The sequence below is a fragment of the Achromobacter sp. Root565 genome, from assembly GCF_001427425.1.
GTDB classification, from domain to species: domain Bacteria; phylum Pseudomonadota; class Gammaproteobacteria; order Burkholderiales; family Burkholderiaceae_B; genus Achromobacter; species Achromobacter spanius_D.
Genome location: NZ_LMGO01000009.1, coordinates 136,558 through 153,962, shown reverse-complemented (window position 1 = coordinate 153,962; position 17,405 = coordinate 136,558). Strand labels below are relative to the sequence as shown.

Genomic DNA, 17,405 nt, shown 5'->3' with positions numbered 1-17,405 from the left:
TCGCGCCGATGATAGTGGACGGACGTCTGTGAAAGTAGGTCATCGTCAGGCTTTTATTGCTCAAAACCCCGCAGGTATCCCCTGCGGGGTTTTGTCTTTGTGGCGGTGCGCACAAGCTGATACCGTCTGGATATCGTTCGAATAAAGAAACCCCTCGCGGCTGGCGCCGCGAGGGGTTTTTGTTTTGTTGGTGAGATATAAGCGCGCGCTGCGCCGGATTATCGGTGCAGCGTGTTCGTTAGAGTGGGCCGCGGGATAGACCAACGTATTCCTGGCGGTCAATGCCATGGCGTTGGAGCTTGTCGTAGAACGTCTTGCGGGGAATGCCTAGGGTGTCGAGGGTGGCCTTGATGTCGCCGCGGTGGGCAGTGAGGGCATCGCGGATGATTTGAGCTTCGACCTGTTCCATGCGTTCGGGGAGGCTGAGCGAGCCGGCTTGCGCTGGGGTGGGTTCGGGTGCAGTGCCGTTGAGGACGCCGAGCACGAAGCGTTCTGCGAAGTGCGCGAGTTCGCGCACGTTGCCTGGCCAATCGTGCGTCATGAGGTGTTGGCGGATCGAGGCGGGCATGTCGGGGATGTCGCGCTGGAAGCGGCGCGAGGCGTGGCCGAGGTAGTGGGCGAAGAGCAGCGGGATGTCTTCGCGGCGTTCCCGCAGGGGGGGGAGGCGGATCGTGACGACGTTCAGGCGGTAGAACAGATCTTCGCGAAACTTGGCGCGGATGGCGGGGCTGCCCAAATCTTCTTTGGTGGCCGCGACAACGCGTAGGTCGAGGTTGCGGACTTCGTTGCTGCCGAGCGGGGTTATCTGGCGTGATTCAAGCACGCGCAGCAGCTTGACCTGGACGGCGAGCGGCATGCTTTCGATCTCGTCGAGGAACAGTGTGCCGCCGCTGGCATGTTCGATGCGGCCGATGCGTTTCTTTTGTGCACCGGTGAAAGCGCCCGGTTCGTGGCCAAAGAGTTCGCTTTCAATGACGCTTTCCGGGAGGGCGCCGCAATTGATGGCGACCAGCGCGCGGTGCCGGCGGCGGCTTAGCCGGTGCAGCGCGGTGGCCACAACTTCCTTGCCGGTGCCGGTTTCGCCTTCGACGAGCACATCGACATCCGCGTCCGCAATGTGGCGCAAGGTTTGCTTGATGCGCTGCATGGCGGGTGTCGTGCCGATAAACGGCACTTCGTCGGCGTCGACGGTGAATGCGGCTTCTCGGAGACGGCGGTTTTCGAGGACCAGGCGCCGCATTTCGGCGGCGTGGCTGATGGCGGCGACCAGGCGGTCGGCGGGATAGGGCTTGGACAGGAAGTCGTACGCGCCTTCCCGCATGCACTGAACCGCGGTGGCGATGTCGCCGTGGCCGGTGATCAGGATGACCGGGATATCAGGGTCGATGGCCCGCAGCCGTTGGAAGAGTTCGAGTCCGTCGATGTCCGGCATGCGGATATCGGTGACCACCACGCCGTCGAAGTTCCGGTCCAGGGCCGGCAGCGCAGCGCGGGCGCTGGCATGTGCCGCGACCGAGATACCGTGAAGCTTCAAGGTTTGCAGGGCGGCGCGGCGCAGTTCTTCGTCGTCGTCGATGAAGACGGCGTGGGGCGCGACAGGTCGCTGCACGCGATCGTCGGTCACGTCGGCGGTTTGTACGGCTGTTGCGGCCGCGGCGGCAGATGCTGACGATGCGGCCTTTGAGGACTTTGCGGCAGTTGCCGCGTCGGCATTGGAGAGCTGCGGATCAGGGGCGCGCGTCATGGTGAGTGCTCGGTGCGTGGGTTTGATCCGGCGCTTTGCGCAGGGTCAGGATGAACAAGGCGCCCGTGTCGGGCGCATGGGGAGACGACAAGCTGGCGTCATCGGGCCGGGCGGCGCGTAGTTCGCCGCCGAATTCGGCGACGATGTCGCGGCTGATGACGAGGCCCAGGCCCAGGCCATCCGGCTTGGTCGTGTGAAATGGCGTGAAGAGCCGAGCGCGGGCTTGGTCGGACAGGCCGGGGCCGTTGTCGTGAACCTGTACTTGCACGGTGTCGCCGAGGTCTTGCAGGGCGATAACTATCCGGCCGTTCCGTGCGCCTTCCAGCGCTTCGAGCCCGTTCTGCAATAGATTGACCAGCACCTGCTCAAGCCGGACGCGATTGGCTTGGACGCGGCAGTTCTGGTTGCGGGTCGGGCTTTGCAGTGTGACGCCTTGTCGGCGGGCGCGCGGGCCCACGAGCAGGATCGCCCCTTCCAAGGCTTCCATCAGATCGGTCGGGCCGACTGTTGCGCCCGCCTTGCGCGAAAAGGCGCGAAGTTCGCCGGTGATGTGCCCGATGCGGTCGGTCAGTGCCGCGATGGTGCTCAGGTTTTCCTGGACGGCGCCGTCGTCGCGGCGCCGCAGGAATTCGACGGCGTTGTCGGCGTAGGCGCGGATGGCGGCGACGGGTTGGTTGACCTCGTGTGCGACGCCCGCCGCGACCTGGCCGAGTAATGCCAGCTTGCTGGCCTGGACCAGTTCGTCCTTCATGGTGTGGAGTTGGGATTCAGCGCTTTGGCGTTCGTCCATCTCGTCGACAAGCTTGGCGTTCACGTCGCGCAGTTGCGCCGTGCGCTCGTCCACCAGCGCCGCGAGCTGTTGCTGGACGGCGGCCTGTTGCTCTGCGCGTTCCTGGTTGCGATGGCGGCGGTACAACACCACGCCGATCAGCGCGGCGAGCACGCTTTGCGTGAGCAAAGCGCCGAGTTGGGCGTTGGCGCTGGCCTGGTTCATGGCCGCCTGAACCGGCGACAACTGGTGCAGCGTCCAGCCGGGCGATTCGATGACCGGCAGGGTGGTGTGCAGCAACGGGGCGCCGGCGGCGGCGCGGGGCAACGCGTCGTCGGTGCGTATGAGTTGCCCGTTGCTTGTGGCCTGCAGCGGCGGTGTGACCGGAAGGGGCTGGAATTTGGCGTCGCCAAATTGCAGGCTGGTGCGCAGCGTCTCGGCCAGCGCGGGCGAAAGCGGCGCCAGCACCCTGAAACGCCAGTCTGGAATATTACCGAGCAGCACGACGCCGTGTTCATCGGTCACGAAGATGACGGCATTTGCCTGCCGCCAGTCGGCCTCCAGGTCCCGGAAGTCGACTTTCAGGACCACCACGCCGAGCATCGCGCCCTGCGCGTCGTCCACGCGCCGCGACAGGTAGAGCCCTGCTTCGTGGCTGACCGTGCCCAGCGCGAAGTGTTCGGCCGAGCCGTGCACGACCGACCCCTGGAAGTACGGACGGAATTCGTAGTCGACGCCGACGAAGGTGGCGGGTTCTCGCCAGTTGCTGGCCGCGATGGCCAGGCCCTTTTTGTCGAGCACGTAGATGGCGGAAGCGCCGACACCGCGACTGAGCGCCTCGAGCTTTTCGTCCAGGGCCTCGATCTGCCTCGAACTCGCGCCTTGAAGTGCGGCGCGCAGATCGACGTCCTGCGTCAGCACGAAGGGCAGCGCCCGGAATTTGTCGAGGTTGTTGCGCAGCAGCGCGGCGTTGATCTGGCCGGTACTGCGGGCCTGGAGGGCGGCCTCGCGCAGCGCGCCGTCGCGTGCCCATTGGGTGGCGGTGTGCAACGTGATGGCGACGATGCCGACTGCAAGCAGCGTCACGGCCACCCGCCACGGCCAGGACCAGGCGCGGGGGGAGGCAGGCGGGGAGAGAGGGGAAGAAGAAGAGCCGGTCATGGTGTGCGGTTTTCCGCACATTTTAGCGGGTTTCTGTGCGGAGTTTCGCCTTTCGATGCCGGCCGCAGAATCGCCAATATTCGAGGAAATTCAGCATTTTCAAGGGTTTATCTGGGGGAGTGGTTGGCCGGCCGACCTGGCATGGGTATTGCATATATACCGGCAAGCCGCGCGGCACATCCCCGCGGTGAAATCGGCTGGCGGCAGGAACGCATGGCCATAAAACAGATAACGCCCCGACGTCGCACGCGCCACGCTGCGCGGAGCAAGGGGCCTTGGTGGGGACAATCCCAATGATCGAAGTGGATCACAGCGCGCCCGCGCGCAAGCTCAAGTTCTATCAAATCCTGTATGTGCAGGTGATCTTCGCCATTGTGGTGGGCATTTTGCTCGGCGCATTCAAGCCCGAGCTCGGTCAGCAGATGCAACCGCTGGGCGACGCCTTCATCAAGCTGGTGAAGATGATCATTGCACCGGTCATTTTCCTGACCGTGGCAACCGGCATTGCCGCCATGAGCGACCTGAAGAAGGTTGGGCGCGTGGCTGGCAAGGCCATGCTGTATTTCCTGGTGTTCTCGACATTGGCGTTGGTCGTCGGCATGGTGGTCAGCCATATCGTGCAGCCTGGCGCCGGCATGCACATCGACCCGACCACGCTGGATCAGAAGGCGGTGTCCGGCTATGTCGCCAAAGCGCATGACTCGACGATCACCGGCTTCCTGATGAACGTGATTCCCACGACCATCTTCAGCCCGTTCGTGGGTGGCGACATTCTGCAGGTGCTGTTCGTGGCCGTGCTGTTCGGCATTTCGCTGGCCATGGTGGGCGAGCGCGGCAAGCTGATCCTGAATTTCATGACGGCGCTGGCGCAGCCCATTTTCAAGATGGTGGCGATCCTGATGAAGGCCGCACCCATCGGCGCCTTTGGCGCGATGGCGTTCACCATCGGCAAGTACGGCATCAAGTCGGTCGTGAACCTGGCGATGCTGGTGGGCACGTTCTACGCGACGTCGGTGCTGTTTGTCGTCGTCGTGCTGGGCCTGGTTGCCCGCTACAACGGTTTCTCGATCTTCAAGCTGGTCCGCTACATCCGCGAAGAACTGCTGCTGGTGCTGGGCACGAGCTCGTCGGAAGCCGCTCTGCCCACGCTGATGCAGAAGATGGAACGCGCGGGCTGCTCGAAGTCGGTGGTCGGTCTGGTGGTGCCCACTGGTTATTCGTTCAACCTGGACGGCACCAATATCTACATGACGATGGCTGCGCTGTTCATTGCGCAGGCCTGCGACATTCCGCTCTCGCTGGGCGACCAGATCCTGCTGCTGCTGGTGGCGATGCTGAGCTCGAAGGGCGCGGCCGGCGTGACCGGTGCGGGCTTCATCACGCTGGCGGCCACGCTGTCTGTGGTGCCTTCGGTGCCGGTCGCGGGCATGGCGCTGATCCTGGGTGTGGACCGCTTCATGTCCGAATGCCGCGCGCTGACCAACCTGGTGGGTAATGCGACCGCCACCGTGGTCGTCGCGCGCTGGGAAGGCGAGCTGGACCAGGAGCAACTGCATGCCACCCTGGACAGCGCGGGCACGCCTGCGGCGTCGCAGCCTCAGGTCGCCATCGGCGAACCCGTCCGTCAGAGCTGAACAACAGCGCCGCGCAGATAAAAAAATCCCCCGAAGCCTTGCGGCGCGGGGGATTTTTTCTTGCGGACCGAATCGGTGTCAGGGCACCTGAATGCCGGCCTCGCGGAGCAGGTTGGCGGTTTCGAACAGCGGCAGGCCCATGACGCCTGTGTAGCTGCCGGCGATGTGCGAGACGAATGTGCCCGCCAAGCCCTGGATGCCATACGCGCCCGCCTTGCCGAAGGGTTCGCCGCTGTCGCAATAGCGGCCGATTTCGTCTTCTTGCAAGGCGCGCATGCGGACTTGGGTGATGGAGACGGCTTCCAGCAGGCGGTCGCCGCTGCACAGCGCGACCGCGGTATGGACTTCATGCGTGGCGCCGGACAGCGCCCGCAGGATGCGGATGGCGTCGTCACGGTCCGCCGGTTTGCCCAGCACCTCGCCCGCCAGGATGACGGTGGTGTCGGCCGCGAGCAGGGGCAGTGCGGGCATGGCGTGCGCACGCATCCAGTCGCGGCCGCGCAGGGCCTTGTCGCGGGCGGTGCGCTGCACATAGTCAGCGGCGCTTTCGCCCGGATGCTGCGGTTCGTCCTCGCCGGGCGGGGACGGAACGAGCAGAACCTCGTGCGCCAGGCCGATCTGGTTCAGCAACTCGCGGCGGCGCGGGCTGGCGGAGGCGAGATACAGGCGCGGGGAAGAACGGGAGGGATTGGCGGTGTCGGTCATGCGTAGCAGGGCAGGCGCCGCCAGGCGGCGGTCACGCGCGGTGGTAGGGGTGGTTGGTCATGATGGCCCAGGCGCGGTAGAGCTGTTCGGCCAGGACCACGCGCACCATGGGATGAGGCAACGTGAGGGACGACAGGCGCAACTGGCCGCTGGCGGACGCCTTGAGCGCGGGATCCAGTCCGTCGGGGCCGCCGACGAGAAACGCGACATCCTGTCCGCCCGCGCGCCACTGTTCAAGCTTTTGCGACAGCGCCATGGTGGTGAGATCGCGGCCGCGTTCGTCCAGGGCAAGGCGCAGCGCATTGGCGGGCAGAGCCGCCTCGATGCGCTTGGCCTCGGCCGCCATCATCTGGGCCGGAGTTTTGCCGGTCGTGCGGGGCTCGGGCTTGATCTCGCGCAGTTCCAGCGCGCAGTCGGCCGGCAGGCGCTTGGCGTAGTCGTCCCAGGCAGTTTGCACCCAGTCCGGCATCCGCGTGCCCACCGCGACGACGATCAGCTTCACGGCGTGGTCAGTCTTCGAGGTCGTCGTAACCACTGCCGCTGTCGCTGGGGACAGGAGCGGGGCGGGTCGATTCGGGCAGGAGCTTCACGCGCACCGGCTTGCCGCCCCAGATTTCTTCGAGGTTGTAGTACTGCCGAATGGCCGGCTGCATGATGTGCACAACGACATCGCCGAGGTCGACGACGACCCATTCACCGGTGTCCTCGCCTTCGATGGTGATGCCGGTCAGCGACATGGCGCGGCCGCGATCGGCAACGCTGGATGCCAGCGCGCGGGTCTGGCGGTTGGAGGTGGCGCTTGCAATCACGACGCGATCGAAAAGGCTGGTCAGATGCGTGGTGCTGAAGACCTTGATGTCTTGCGCCTTGACGTCTTCGAGGGCGTCGATGACGGCGCGTTGGAGTTTCTGTATATCCATAGCTGCAAATATAACCCGCTCGATGGCAGCGGCGGCTGACCGGCGGCGCCGGGCGGGGAGGTTTATCGGTAGAGTTTGTGCGCCGCAATATATGCGGCGACGGATGCGTCGAGCAGTCCGTCGGTGGATTCGCCCTGCGCGAGGCGCTGGCGGATTTCGGAAGCCGACACCGGCATGGGCGGAAAAGGGAGTTCTTGCAGGGTGTGGCCTTGTTCCTGCAGCCATTGCGCCAGTTCCGCCGGTGCGCTGAGGGCCGTGCCGGGGCGGGTGGCCACGGCGAGGTCGACAAGGCTGGAAATGTCGCGCCAATTGCGCCAGGTGCAGAAATTGGCGAGCTGGTCGGCGCCCAGCAACCACACATAGCGCGCGTCCTGCGGGAGCGCGCGCAACGTGTCGATGGTGTAGGTGGCGCCGCCGCGCTCGATTTCAATGGGATTGACCGCCAGCCCCGGATGGCCGGCGATGGCCAGTTCCAGCATCGCGAGGCGATGCGCGGCGGTGGCGTTCAGTGCAGCGCGCTGCCAGGGGTTGGCGGCGGGGATGAGCTGCACCTGGGCCAAGCCAAGCGACTGCAAGGCATTCTGCGCCAGCGCGATGTGGGCGACGTGAACGGGGTCGAAGCTGCCGCCGAAAAGGCCGATGCGTTTCAAACCCAGTCCCGCGGCTTGAGGTAGGCGGCCAGCTCGGCTTCGGGCGTGCCGGCTTCAGGCTGCCAGTCGTAGCGCCATTGCGCGAGTGGCGGCATGGACAACAGGATTGATTCGGTGCGGCCCCCGGATTGCAGGCCGAACAGCGTGCCGCGGTCAAAGACCAAGTTGAATTCGACGTAGCGGCCGCGGCGGTAGGCCTGGAAGTCGCGCTCGCGCTCGGTGTAGGCGATGCCGCGGCGCTTGTCGACGATGGGCAGGTAGCTGTCCAGGAACGCGTCGCCGACTGAACGGGTGAGAGCGAAAGACGCGTCGAAGCCGGGCGCGTTCAGGTCGTCGAAGAAGACGCCGCCGATGCCGCGGGTTTCGTCGCGATGCTTGAGGAAGAAGTATTCGTCGCACCAGCGCTTGTAGCGCGGATAGTAATCGGGCCCGTGGGGCGCCAGCGCGTTTCGGCACACCGTGTGGAAGTGGCGGGCGTCTTCTTCGAAGGGGTAGTACGGCGTGAGGTCGATGCCGCCGCCGAACCAGAAGACGTCGGCCTCGTCGTGGCCGGGCCGCGCGGCCGCGACGAACATTCGCACGTTCATGTGCGTGGTGGGCACGTACGGATTGCGCGGATGCAGCACCATGGACACGCCCATGGCTTCCCATGAGCGGCCGGCGAGCTCCGGCCGATGCGCGCTGGCCGACGGGGGCAGCTTGGACCCCTGAACGTGGCTGAACAGCACGCCGGCGCGCTCGAAGAGCTGGCCGCCTTCGAGCAGACGCGACAGCCCGCCGCCGCCCTCCGGCCGCACCCATTCGTCGGTGCGGAAGGGGCCACCTTCGGCCGCTTCCAGCGCGCCCACGATGCGGGCTTGCAGGCCGGTGAGGTAGTCCCGGACAGCGGAGACGGGCAGAGCGGTCATGGGCGGTTCCGGTTACGCGTTGGACTTGGGCTTTTGCTGAGACGGCTTGAGCGCGCGCCAGCCGATGTCGGAGCGGTACTGCCGGCCATCGAAGTGGATGCGGTCGATGGCTTCGTAGACACGGTCGCGCGCCATCTTGACCGAATCGCCCAGTGCGGTGACGCACAGCACGCGGCCGCCGGTGGTCTTGGTTTCGTCGCCGTCGAGCTGGGTGGCGGCGTGAAACACCATGCAGTCTTCGGCATCGGCGGGCAGGCCGCGGATGACGTCGCCGGTGCGTGGCGTGTTGGGATAGTTGTGAGCGGCCAGCACGGCGCCCAGGGCGGTGCGGCGGTCCCAGACGATGTCGGCCTGGTCGAGCGTGCCTTCGACGGCGTGCTCGAGCGCGTCGAGCAGGTCGCTCTTGACGCGCATCATGATGGGCTGGGTTTCGGGGTCGCCCATGCGGCAGTTGAACTCCAGCGTCTTGATTTCGCGGTCGGGATCGTCGCCCGGGGCGATCATCAGGCCGGCGTACAGGAAGCCCGTGTAGGGGATGCCGTCGCGCGTCATGCCCTGCACGGTGGGCAGGATGATTTCGCGCATGATGCGGTGATGCAGTTCAGGCGTGACGATGGGCGCGGGCGAGTAAGCGCCCATGCCGCCCGTGTTGGGGCCGCGGTCGCCGTCCTGCAGGCGCTTGTGGTCCTGGCTGGTGGCCAGGGCGAGCACATTGCGGCCGTCGCACATGACGATGAAGCTGGCTTCTTCGCCGATCAGGCATTCTTCGATGACGACGCGTGCGCCGGCTTCGCCCATGGAGCCGTCGCCCAGCATGGCGTCGACGGCGGCGTGCGCTTCGTCGAGGGTGGCGGCAACCACGACGCCCTTGCCGGCGGCCAGGCCGTCGGCCTTGATGACGATGGGCGCGCCTTCCTGGTCGATGTAGGCATGGGCCTTGGCCGGGTCGGTGAAGGTTTCGTAGCGCGCGGTCGGGATGTTGTGCCGGACCATGAAGGCCTTGGCGTAATCCTTGGAGCTTTCAAGCTGCGCGGCGGCCTTGGTGGGGCCGAAGATCTTCAAGCCACGGGCGCGGAAGACGTCGACGACGCCGGCGGCCAGGGGCGCCTCGGGGCCGACGACCGTCAGGGCGATCCCCTCGCGCTGGACGAAATCGGCCAGTTCCTCGGCATTGGTGAGCGGGATGTTTTCCATCTGCTCGGCCCGTTGCGTGCCGCCGTTGCCCGGAGCGACGTACACCTTGTGCACGCGCGGGGAGCGGGCCAGCCGCCAGGCGAGGGCATGTTCGCGGCCGCCCGAGCCAATTACCAGGAGTTTCATGTTGCGTGAGTCTGAAGAGGCGCGCAGGCGGACAGAGCCGCTGGCGCGCCAGGAAAGGGAGAGTTACTGCGCTTCGTCGAAAATGACGGTCGTATAGACTTCCTGCACGTCGTCCAGGTTTTCCAGGGCGTCGAGCAGTTTCTGCATCTTGGCGGCGTCGTCGCCGGCGAGTTCGGTTTCGTTCAGGGCCTTCATGACGATGCCGTCGACTTCGGCCTTCAGGCCGGCCTCGTCGAATGCCTTGCGCACGGCCGCGTAATCGGACGGGGCGCAGACGACTTCGATCACGCCTTCTTCGTCGGTGGTGACGTCTTCGGCGCCAGCATCGAGGGCGGCTTCCATGACCTTGTCTTCAGGGGTGCCGGGGGCGAACACGAATTGGCCGCAGTGCTTGAACATGAAGGCGACGGAGCCTTCCTGGCCGAGGTTGCCGCCATTCTTGGAGAAGGCGTGGCGGACTTCGGCGACGGTGCGGGTGCGGTTGTCGGTCATGCAGTCGACGATGACCGCCGCGCCGCCGATGCCGTAACCTTCGTAGCGGACTTCTTCGTAGGCCTCGCCGTCGGCGCCGCCCGCGCCACGCTGGATGGCGCGCTGGATGTTGTCCTTGGGCATGTTGGCGTCGGTGGCCTTGTCCCAGGCCATGCGCAAACGGGGGTTGCTGTCCGGGTCGGGGCCGCCGGCGCGCGCCGCCACGGTGATTTCACGAATGATCTTGGTCCAGAGCTTTCCGCGCTTGGCGTCTTGGCGCCCTTTGCGGTGCTGAATATTGGCCCATTTGCTGTGTCCGGCCATGGCTTCCCAGGAAAATGTGTCTGCAAAGACGGCATTTTACCGTGCCGGCGGCTGTCCCGTCCGGCAAGAGGGATGCTTGTGTCCATATAGCCACGCGCACAAGGCGGGCGGCAGGCTCTACACTTGGGCATCCATCTGATCCCTGGTCCGGAGCCGCCCATGCCCAACCCCCTTGTCATCGCCAAGAACGCGCAGACCGAGTTGGCGCTGCTGCCGGCCCTGGCCAACCGCCACGGGTGCATCACGGGGGCCACCGGCACGGGCAAGACCGTCACGCTGCAGGTGCTGGCCGAATCCTTTTCCCGGATCGGCACGCCCGTGTTCATGGCGGACGTCAAAGGCGACCTGACCGGCATTTCGCAGGCGGGCGTGTCCAGCCCTAAATTGCAGGAACGCCTGCAGAATCTGGGCCTGCCGGAGCCGGCCTGGGGCGCCAGCCCGGTCGCGCTGTGGGATGTCTTTGGCGAGCAGGGGCTGCCGGTGCGGGCGACCATCACCGATATGGGGCCGTTGCTGCTCTCGCGCATCCTGGAACTGAACGACACGCAGGAAGGCGTCCTGACCCTGGTTTTCAAGGTGGCGGACGACGAAGGACAGCTGCTCTTGGACCTGAAGGACCTGCGGGCGATGCTCCAGGACGTCGCCGACCGGGCGGGCGAGCTGAAGACGCGCTACGGCAATGTGTCCTCGGCCAGCGTCGGCGCCATCCAGCGCGGCTTGCTGGCGCTGGAATCACAAGGCGCGGAAAAGTTCTTTGGCGAGCCGATGCTGGACGTTGCCGACCTGATGCGCACCGACGCGCAGGGCCGCGGCATCGTCAATGTGCTGGCGGCCGACAAGCTGATGCAGGCGCCGCGCCTGTATGCCATCTTCCTGCTGTGGCTGTTGGCCGACCTGTACGAAAAGCTGCCCGAGGTGGGCGACATGGACCAGCCCAAGCTGGTTTTCTTCTTCGACGAGGCCCACCTGCTGTTCAACGACGCGCCGCAGGCGCTTTTGACCAAGATCGAGCAGGTCGTGCGCCTGGTGCGCTCCAAGGGGGTGGGCGTTTACTTCGTGACGCAGAATCCGCTGGATATCCCGGACACCGTGCTGGGCCAGTTGGGCAACCGCGTCCAGCATGCGCTGCGGGCGTTCACGCCGCGCGACCAGAAGGCCGTCAAGACCGCCGCGCAGACCATGCGCCCCAATCCTGGCCTGGACATCGAGGCCGCGATCACCGAGCTAGGCGTGGGCGAGGCGCTGGTGTCGCTGCTTGACGCCAAGGGGCGGCCGATGCCGACCGAGCGGGCCTTCATCGTGCCGCCGGGCAGCCGTATCGGGCCGGCGACGGACGCCGAACGGCTGGCGCTGCGTCAAGGCAATGACCTGGCGCCCAAATATGAGAAGGCGGTCGACCGGGAGTCGGCCTACGAAATCCTGGCGGGCCGCGCGGCGGCGCCAGCGGAACCCCAGGTGGCCAAGGATGCGCCGGCCCGGTCCGGGCAGCCGTCCGCCAAGACGTCCGAGCCGCCTGCCGACGAGAGCGGCGGGCTGATGGACAGCCTGAAGGACGTGCTGTTTGGGTCGACCGGACCGCGCGGCGGCAAGCGCGACGGCGTGGTGCAGACCATCGCGAAAAGCTCGGCACGCTCCATCGCGCGGGAACTCACGCGCGGAATCCTGGGGTCGCTGCTGGGATCGAAGGGCCGGCGCTAAGCCATATCGGCGCAAAGCGGCAAATCGGCAGGTCCGTCCGTTCGGGGGACGGGGGTATTGTGTTGCGCCCGTTTATGCCTAACATTGCGGGCGGTGTATCAATGAAAACCAAAGGAAGACATGGTGGCTAAGAAACACAAGATTGCGGTGCTCCCCGGAGACGGGATCGGCAAGGAAGTCGTGCCGGAAGGTTTGAAGGTGCTGGATGCCGTGGCGACGCGGTTCGGAATCGAGTTCCAATGGGACCATTTCGACTGGAGCTGCGACTACTACGCCAAGCACGGCAAGATGATGCCGGACGACTGGAAAGACCAGATCGGCCAGCATGAGGCCATTTTCTTCGGTTCGATCGGCTGGCCCGCCACGGTGCCGGACCACGAGGCCTTGTGGGGGTCGCTGTTCAAGTTCCGCCGCGAATTCGATCAGTACATCAATCTGCGTCCGGTGCGTCTGATGCCTGGCGTGCCGTCGCCGCTGGCCGACCGCAAGCCCGGCGAGATCGATTTCTTCATCGTGCGCGAAAACACCGAGGGCGAATACTCCAACAGCGGCGGCCGCCTGTTCGAGGGCACCGATCGCGAAGTGGTCATCCAGGAAAGCGTTTTCACGCGCATCGGCGCCGAGCGCGTGCTGAAGTTCGCATTCGAGCTGGCGCAAAAGCGCGGCAAGCACCTGACCGCTGCCACCAAGTCCAATGGCATTTCCATCTCGATGCCCTGGTGGGACGAGCGCGTTGCCGACATGGCCGGGAACTATCCCGATGTGCGCTGGGACAAATACCACATCGACATCCTGTGCGCGCACTTCGTGCAGCATCCGGACTGGTTCGATGTCGTGGTGGCTTCCAACCTGTTCGGCGACATCCTGTCCGATCTGGGGCCGGCATGCACGGGCACCATCGGCATTGCGCCGTCCGCAAACCTCAACCCGGAACGCAAGTTTCCGTCGCTCTTTGAACCGGTGCATGGCTCGGCGCCGGACATTTATGGCAAGGGCATCGCCAACCCCATCGGTCAGATCTGGAGCGGGGCATTGATGCTGGATTTCTTGGGGTATCCCGATGCGTCGGCCGCCGTGGTCAAGGCAATCGAAACCGTGCTGGCCGATGGCCCGCGGACGCGGGATATGAAAGGCAACGCTTCAACGGCCGAGGTCGGCGACGCAATTGCTTCGCTGGTCCGGGGCGGTTAAGTGCAGTTGCGGGCAGGCCTGTCTGGTTAGTAGATGAACGACTCGATTTTTTCTCCTCCCTCCGAGCACGTGGGCGGCGGGCGGGCCGACCGGTTTGTCCGCAAGCTTTTCCGCATGCTGCGTTCGCGCACGCAGCGGCACAATCAGCACCTGTGGCCATTCGTGCGGATCTGGCGGGACAAGGATGGCGCGATCAGCGCTTATCGTGCGTTCGGCCGTTCATTGCGCATCACTCCCTTGTCGCAGGGCTACGACCCTGCCGACAAGGTGGTGCACCTGATCCTGAGCGGCCCTTCGATCTCCGAGATCCCGTATGACCGCATGGATATCGGCGTGGCGATGGGCGTCAATGGCTCCATCGCGCTGTCGCGCAAGTTCGACCTGCAGTTCAAGTATTACTGCATCATCGACCAGAACTTCGTGCGGGACCGCATTGAGTTGGTGCGCGATATCGTCGGGCGCGACCTGACGCTGTATGTGTTTCCCGAGGTGCTGCGCTACATCATGCAGGGCATTCCGCAGGAGCAAATCCGCTGTCGCATCTGCATCATCGAGTTGATCTCCCGGCGCGCCTATGAACGCAGCGTTGCGCCAGCGGTGCTCAAGCGCATTGCCGCCGCCTCGCCTGATGTTGAACTGCTGGACGCAAAACAGGGGCTGGGCTACAGCTTCAATGCGTCGCTGGGCGTGTTCGATGCCGATACCGTGGCCTATGCGGCGCTGCAGGTCCTGATGTCCGGCGGCGCGCGCGAGGTCTACGTGCATGGACTGGACCTGACCGTGCAGGGCGGATTGCGTTTCTACGATGAAGGCGGCAAGCCGCAGACCAGCCGGCTGACGCGCAACTTTCCGAAGTTCATCGAGCCGTCTTTCCGCTTTGCGTCGCCGCTCTGGCGCGCGCGCGGGGTGTCCGTGTTCAACCTGTCTCCGGTCAGCGCGCTGTCGGCCGACATCATCGAACGCAGGGACTGGCACACCTTGCTCAAGGACTGACCTGCCTGTCCAAACGCAGCTTGGTCGACAAGTGCATGTCCAAAAAAACAAGGCGCCGCGAGGCGCCTTGATTTTTTGCCGATGCCGAACGAATCAGTGCGCGCCGGCAGCCGCTTCCGCCGCGCCGCCGCCGCCCGATTTGGAGGCGCGCGGCCGTGCGAACCAGACCAGACCCGTCAGCAGCAGGAAGATGATCGCGGACGCGTAGAACACGTCCGTCGCCGACATCGTGAAGGCCTGCGCATTGATCAGCCCGTCCACCATGGTAAGCGCCTGCTGGTGCGAGACGCCCAGCCCGTTCTGCAAGGAGTTCATGGTCTGGTCGAACGCCTGCTGGCCGGGCCGGGCAATCTCGGTCAGTTGCGAGTGATGCAGGGTTGCGCGGTTTTCCCATAGCGTCGTGGAAATCGACGTGCCGAACGCGCCCGCCGTCAGCCGCAGGAAGTTCGAGAGGCCCGACGCGGCAGGGATGCGCCAGGGCTCCATGCTGGACAGCGTGATCGAGGTGAGCGGCACGAAGAATGCCGCCATTGCCGCGCCCTGGATGATGGTCGGGATCATCAGCGTGCGCACATCCGTCTGGGTGTTGAAGCCCGCGCGCATGAAGCAGACCAGCGCGAAGATCAGGAAGGCGACCGTCACGATCTGCCTGGGGTCGCGCGTGGCCAGCATCTTGCCCACGATGGGGGTGAGCAGGATCGCCAGCAGTCCGACCGGCGCGGTCACAAGGCCCGCGTAGGTCGCCGTGTAGCCCATGTTGCTCTGCAGCCAGAGCGGCAGCAGCACGACGTTGCCAAAGAAGACGCCATAGGCCACGGCCAGCGTCAGCGCGCCCACCGTGAAATTGCGGACCTTGAAGAGCCGCAGGTCCACGACCGGGTGCGCGTCGGTCAGTTCCCAGATCAGGAAGAACACGAAGGCCACGAAGGCGATCGCCGCCAGCGCGATGATGGTGGGGCTGGCGAACCAGTCCAGTTCCTTGCCCTTGTCCAGCATGATCTGCAGCGCGCCCACCCAGACCACGAGCAAAACGAGGCCGAGCTTGTCGATCGGCAGTTTGCGCGTGACGGATTCGCGGTTGCCGTAGATGCGCCAGCTGATCCAGGCGGCCAGGAGGCCCACCGGCACGTTGATGTAGAAGATCCAGGGCCAGGTGTAGTTGTCGGAGATCCAGCCGCCGAGCAGCGGGCCGGCAACCGGGGCCACCAGCGTTGTCATGGACCAGACCGCCAGGGCCATGCCTGCCTTGGACTTCGGGAAGCTGGCCAGCATCAGCGTCTGCGACAGCGGGATCATCGGGCCGGCCACCGCGCCTTGCAGCACCCGGAAGGCGATCAGCGCCTCAAGCGAGGGCGAGAAGCCGCACAGCCAGGACGCCAGCACGAAGAGCAGCGTGGAGATCAGAAACAGGCGAACCTGGCCGAAGCGCTGCGTCAGCCAGCCGGTCAGCGGCACGGTGATGGCGTTGGCCACCGCGAACGACGTGATGACCCACGTGCCCTGGCTGGTGCTTACGCCCAGGTCGCCGGAGATGGTGGGGATGGACACGTTCGCGATGGAGGTGTCCAGCACGTTCATGAAGACCGCGGTCGACAGGGCGATGGACCCGATGATGCGGGTCGCACCCTCCAGCGGCGGATGCGTGCCCGGCGGGCGGGCGGCGTCTGGGGGCGCGCCTGCGCCCGCGGGCTGGGCGGCGGTGCTCATGATGCGACGTTGGCGGCGATGATCTTTGCGATCATTGCGTCGACTTCATGGTGGGCGGGCTCGAACGCGCGGGTCGACCAGACCGGTTCCTTGCGCGCCACTTGCGTCAGCGGAGCGCCGTCGTCCTTGCCCACGTCGACTTCAACGTCCATCGACAGACCCACGCGCAGCGGATGCTGCTTGAGGTCTTCGGGATCCAGCGTGATCCGCACGGGGACGCGCTGCACGACCTTGATCCAGTTGCCGGTGGCGTTCTGAGCGGGAAGCAGGGCGAAAGCGCTGCCCGTGCCGGCGTCCAGGCCGGCGACGGTGCCGTGGTAGGTGACCGCGCTGCCGTACAGATCGGCCACCATCTTGACCGGCTGGCCGATGCGCATCTTGCGCAATTGGCCTTCCTTGAAGTTGGCCTCGACCCACACCTGATCGAGCGGTACGACGGTCATCAGGGCGGCGCCCGGGGCGACGCGCTGGCCGACCTGCGCGCTGCGGCGCGCGATCACGCCGCCCACGGGAGCGGGCAGCACGGTGCGCGACTGCGCGAGCCAGGCATTGCGCAGCTCGGCCGCCGCCTGGCGCACGTCGGGGTGATCGGCGACCGAGGTGCCTTGCGTCAGCGCCTGGTTGGTCGCCAGCTTGGCCTGCGCGGCGGCCAGCGCCGCCTTGGCTTGCGCGACGCCGGACTGGGCGGATTTGAGCGCGACCTCGGCGTGCAGGATTTCCTCGCCGCTGACGCCGCCCGACTTGGCCAACTGCTGGCGGCGCTTCACGTCGCTCTGCGCGCGGGTCAGCTCGGCCTGGGCGCGCAGGATGTCGGCATTGCGCAGGTCGACGTCGGCCGCCAGCGCATCGTTCTGCACGTAATAGGTCTGCACCTGGCGCACAGTCTGCGCCAGCTTGGCTTGCGCCTGCTGCAGGGCAATGTCGGTGTCGGCGGGATCGAGGCGGACCAGCGGCTGGCCGGCGGTGACCGTTTCGGTATCGTCGGCTTCGATGGCGACCACGGTGCCGGGCACCTGCGGCGTGATCTGCACCAGATTGCCGTGCACGTAGGCGTCGTCGGTGCTTTCGAAATGGGCGCCGAAGAGCGCCCACCAGATGCCGTAGGCAATGCCGGCAACGATGAAAACCCCGGTCGCCGTCAGCAGGAGGCGTTTACGGGCGGGATGGGTGGTGGGAGTGGCAGCGTTCATGACGTCTGAATCCGGGATCG

The 17,405-nt window shown here is 65.7% G+C and carries 15 protein-coding genes; 4 read left to right on the top strand and 11 right to left on the bottom strand.

Translation table 11 applies throughout. From position 1 onward, the window contains the following. Window positions 1-238: 238 nt before the first annotated feature. Together ASD71_RS26690 and ASD71_RS26685 are read right to left on the bottom strand one after the other, a co-directional pair. Entirely contained in the window at window positions 239-1,744 is a 1,506-nt protein-coding gene (locus tag ASD71_RS26690; protein ID WP_235512367.1) for a sigma-54 dependent transcriptional regulator, read from the bottom strand. Beyond that, entirely contained in the window at window positions 1,728-3,674 is a 1,947-nt protein-coding gene (locus tag ASD71_RS26685) for an ATP-binding protein (protein WP_235512365.1), read from the bottom strand. The genes ASD71_RS26690 and ASD71_RS26685 overlap by 17 nt, the downstream gene beginning before the upstream one ends. A 293-nt stretch (window positions 3,675-3,967) precedes the next feature. Between ASD71_RS26685 and ASD71_RS26680 the strand changes: the two genes are divergently transcribed. Next, on the top strand, window positions 3,968-5,308 hold the full coding sequence (locus ASD71_RS26680) for a dicarboxylate/amino acid:cation symporter (RefSeq protein WP_056571584.1): 1,341 nt from the start codon (window positions 3,968-3,970) through the stop codon (window positions 5,306-5,308). Between the two features lie 78 nt (window positions 5,309-5,386). On the opposite strand, the gene ASD71_RS26675 is transcribed toward ASD71_RS26680, so the two are convergent. The 7 genes from ASD71_RS26675 to ASD71_RS26645 all read right to left on the bottom strand — a co-directional run bounded on the left by ASD71_RS26675 (window position 5,387) and on the right by ASD71_RS26645 (window position 10,606). Beyond that, window positions 5,387-6,013 (bottom strand): nucleoside triphosphate pyrophosphatase, encoded by a 627-nt coding sequence (locus tag ASD71_RS26675; RefSeq protein ID WP_056571582.1) that lies wholly within the window; start codon window positions 6,011-6,013, stop codon window positions 5,387-5,389. A gap of 31 nt (window positions 6,014-6,044) precedes the next feature. Continuing rightward, complete coding sequence (gene rlmH, locus ASD71_RS26670; protein ID WP_056315576.1) at window positions 6,045-6,515, bottom strand: 23S rRNA (pseudouridine(1915)-N(3))-methyltransferase RlmH; 471 nt, start codon at window positions 6,513-6,515, stop codon at window positions 6,045-6,047. Between the two features lie 7 nt (window positions 6,516-6,522). Continuing rightward, complete coding sequence (gene rsfS, locus ASD71_RS26665; protein WP_056571579.1) at window positions 6,523-6,933, bottom strand: ribosome silencing factor; 411 nt, start codon at window positions 6,931-6,933, stop codon at window positions 6,523-6,525. A gap of 62 nt (window positions 6,934-6,995) precedes the next feature. Continuing rightward, window positions 6,996-7,583, bottom strand: coding sequence for a nicotinate (nicotinamide) nucleotide adenylyltransferase (gene nadD / locus ASD71_RS26660; protein ID WP_056571576.1), 588 nt, complete (start codon window positions 7,581-7,583; stop codon window positions 6,996-6,998). Beyond that, window positions 7,580-8,491 carry an oxygen-dependent coproporphyrinogen oxidase gene (gene hemF / locus ASD71_RS26655; protein ID WP_056571574.1) on the bottom strand — a complete coding sequence of 304 codons (912 nt, stop codon included), beginning with the start codon at window positions 8,489-8,491 and terminating at the stop codon, window positions 7,580-7,582. Before hemF ends, nadD begins: the two co-directional genes overlap by 4 nt. A gap of 12 nt (window positions 8,492-8,503) precedes the next feature. Further along, a complete protein-coding gene (purD, locus tag ASD71_RS26650) occupies window positions 8,504-9,811 on the bottom strand; it encodes a phosphoribosylamine--glycine ligase (RefSeq protein WP_056571571.1) in 1,308 nt (435 codons plus the stop codon). 63 nt (window positions 9,812-9,874) lie between these two features. Next, window positions 9,875-10,606 carry a YebC/PmpR family DNA-binding transcriptional regulator gene (locus ASD71_RS26645; protein ID WP_056571568.1) on the bottom strand — a complete coding sequence of 244 codons (732 nt, stop codon included), beginning with the start codon at window positions 10,604-10,606 and terminating at the stop codon, window positions 9,875-9,877. A 159-nt stretch (window positions 10,607-10,765) separates the two neighbouring features. Here ASD71_RS26645 and ASD71_RS26640 point away from each other — a divergent pair, with 159 nt between their 5' ends. From ASD71_RS26640 to ASD71_RS26630, 3 genes are all read left to right on the top strand, one after another. Continuing rightward, window positions 10,766-12,304, top strand: a complete 1,539-nt coding sequence (locus ASD71_RS26640; RefSeq protein WP_056571565.1) for a helicase HerA-like C-terminal domain-containing protein — start codon at window positions 10,766-10,768, stop codon at window positions 12,302-12,304. Between the two features lie 123 nt (window positions 12,305-12,427). Then, entirely contained in the window at window positions 12,428-13,495 is a 1,068-nt protein-coding gene (locus ASD71_RS26635) for a tartrate dehydrogenase (RefSeq protein ID WP_056571615.1), read from the top strand. Between the two features lie 33 nt (window positions 13,496-13,528). Then, entirely contained in the window at window positions 13,529-14,488 is a 960-nt protein-coding gene (locus tag ASD71_RS26630; RefSeq protein ID WP_056571561.1) for a hypothetical protein, read from the top strand. Window positions 14,489-14,581: 93 nt separating this feature from the next. Here ASD71_RS26630 and ASD71_RS26625 read toward each other — a convergent pair whose 3' ends face one another. After that, the gene (locus ASD71_RS26625; RefSeq protein ID WP_056571558.1) at window positions 14,582-16,195 is read right to left on the bottom strand and encodes a DHA2 family efflux MFS transporter permease subunit; all 1,614 of its coding nucleotides are present in this window, start codon (window positions 16,193-16,195) and stop codon (window positions 14,582-14,584) included. Further along, on the bottom strand, window positions 16,192-17,385 hold the full coding sequence (locus ASD71_RS26620; protein WP_056571555.1) for an efflux RND transporter periplasmic adaptor subunit: 1,194 nt from the start codon (window positions 17,383-17,385) through the stop codon (window positions 16,192-16,194). The genes ASD71_RS26625 and ASD71_RS26620 overlap by 4 nt, the downstream gene beginning before the upstream one ends. Window positions 17,386-17,405 lie beyond the last annotated feature (20 nt).

Coding starts and splice junctions, on each gene's coding strand:
- ASD71_RS26690 (WP_235512367.1), bottom strand. CDS start 1,744: ATGACGCGCGCCCCTGATCCGCAGCTCTCCAATGCCGACGCGGCAACT.
- ASD71_RS26685 (WP_235512365.1), bottom strand. CDS start 3,674: ATGACCGGCTCTTCTTCTTCCCCTCTCTCCCCGCCTGCCTCCCCCCGC.
- ASD71_RS26680 (WP_056571584.1), top strand. CDS start 3,968: ATGATCGAAGTGGATCACAGCGCGCCCGCGCGCAAGCTCAAGTTCTAT.
- ASD71_RS26675 (WP_056571582.1), bottom strand. CDS start 6,013: ATGACCGACACCGCCAATCCCTCCCGTTCTTCCCCGCGCCTGTATCTC.
- rsfS (WP_056571579.1), bottom strand. CDS start 6,933: ATGGATATACAGAAACTCCAACGCGCCGTCATCGACGCCCTCGAAGAC.
- hemF (WP_056571574.1), bottom strand. CDS start 8,491: ATGACCGCTCTGCCCGTCTCCGCTGTCCGGGACTACCTCACCGGCCTG.
- purD (WP_056571571.1), bottom strand. CDS start 9,811: ATGAAACTCCTGGTAATTGGCTCGGGCGGCCGCGAACATGCCCTCGCC.
- ASD71_RS26645 (WP_056571568.1), bottom strand. CDS start 10,606: ATGGCCGGACACAGCAAATGGGCCAATATTCAGCACCGCAAAGGGCGC.
- ASD71_RS26640 (WP_056571565.1), top strand. CDS start 10,766: ATGCCCAACCCCCTTGTCATCGCCAAGAACGCGCAGACCGAGTTGGCG.
- ASD71_RS26630 (WP_056571561.1), top strand. CDS start 13,529: ATGAACGACTCGATTTTTTCTCCTCCCTCCGAGCACGTGGGCGGCGGG.
- ASD71_RS26625 (WP_056571558.1), bottom strand. CDS start 16,195: ATGAGCACCGCCGCCCAGCCCGCGGGCGCAGGCGCGCCCCCAGACGCC.
- ASD71_RS26620 (WP_056571555.1), bottom strand. CDS start 17,385: ATGAACGCTGCCACTCCCACCACCCATCCCGCCCGTAAACGCCTCCTG.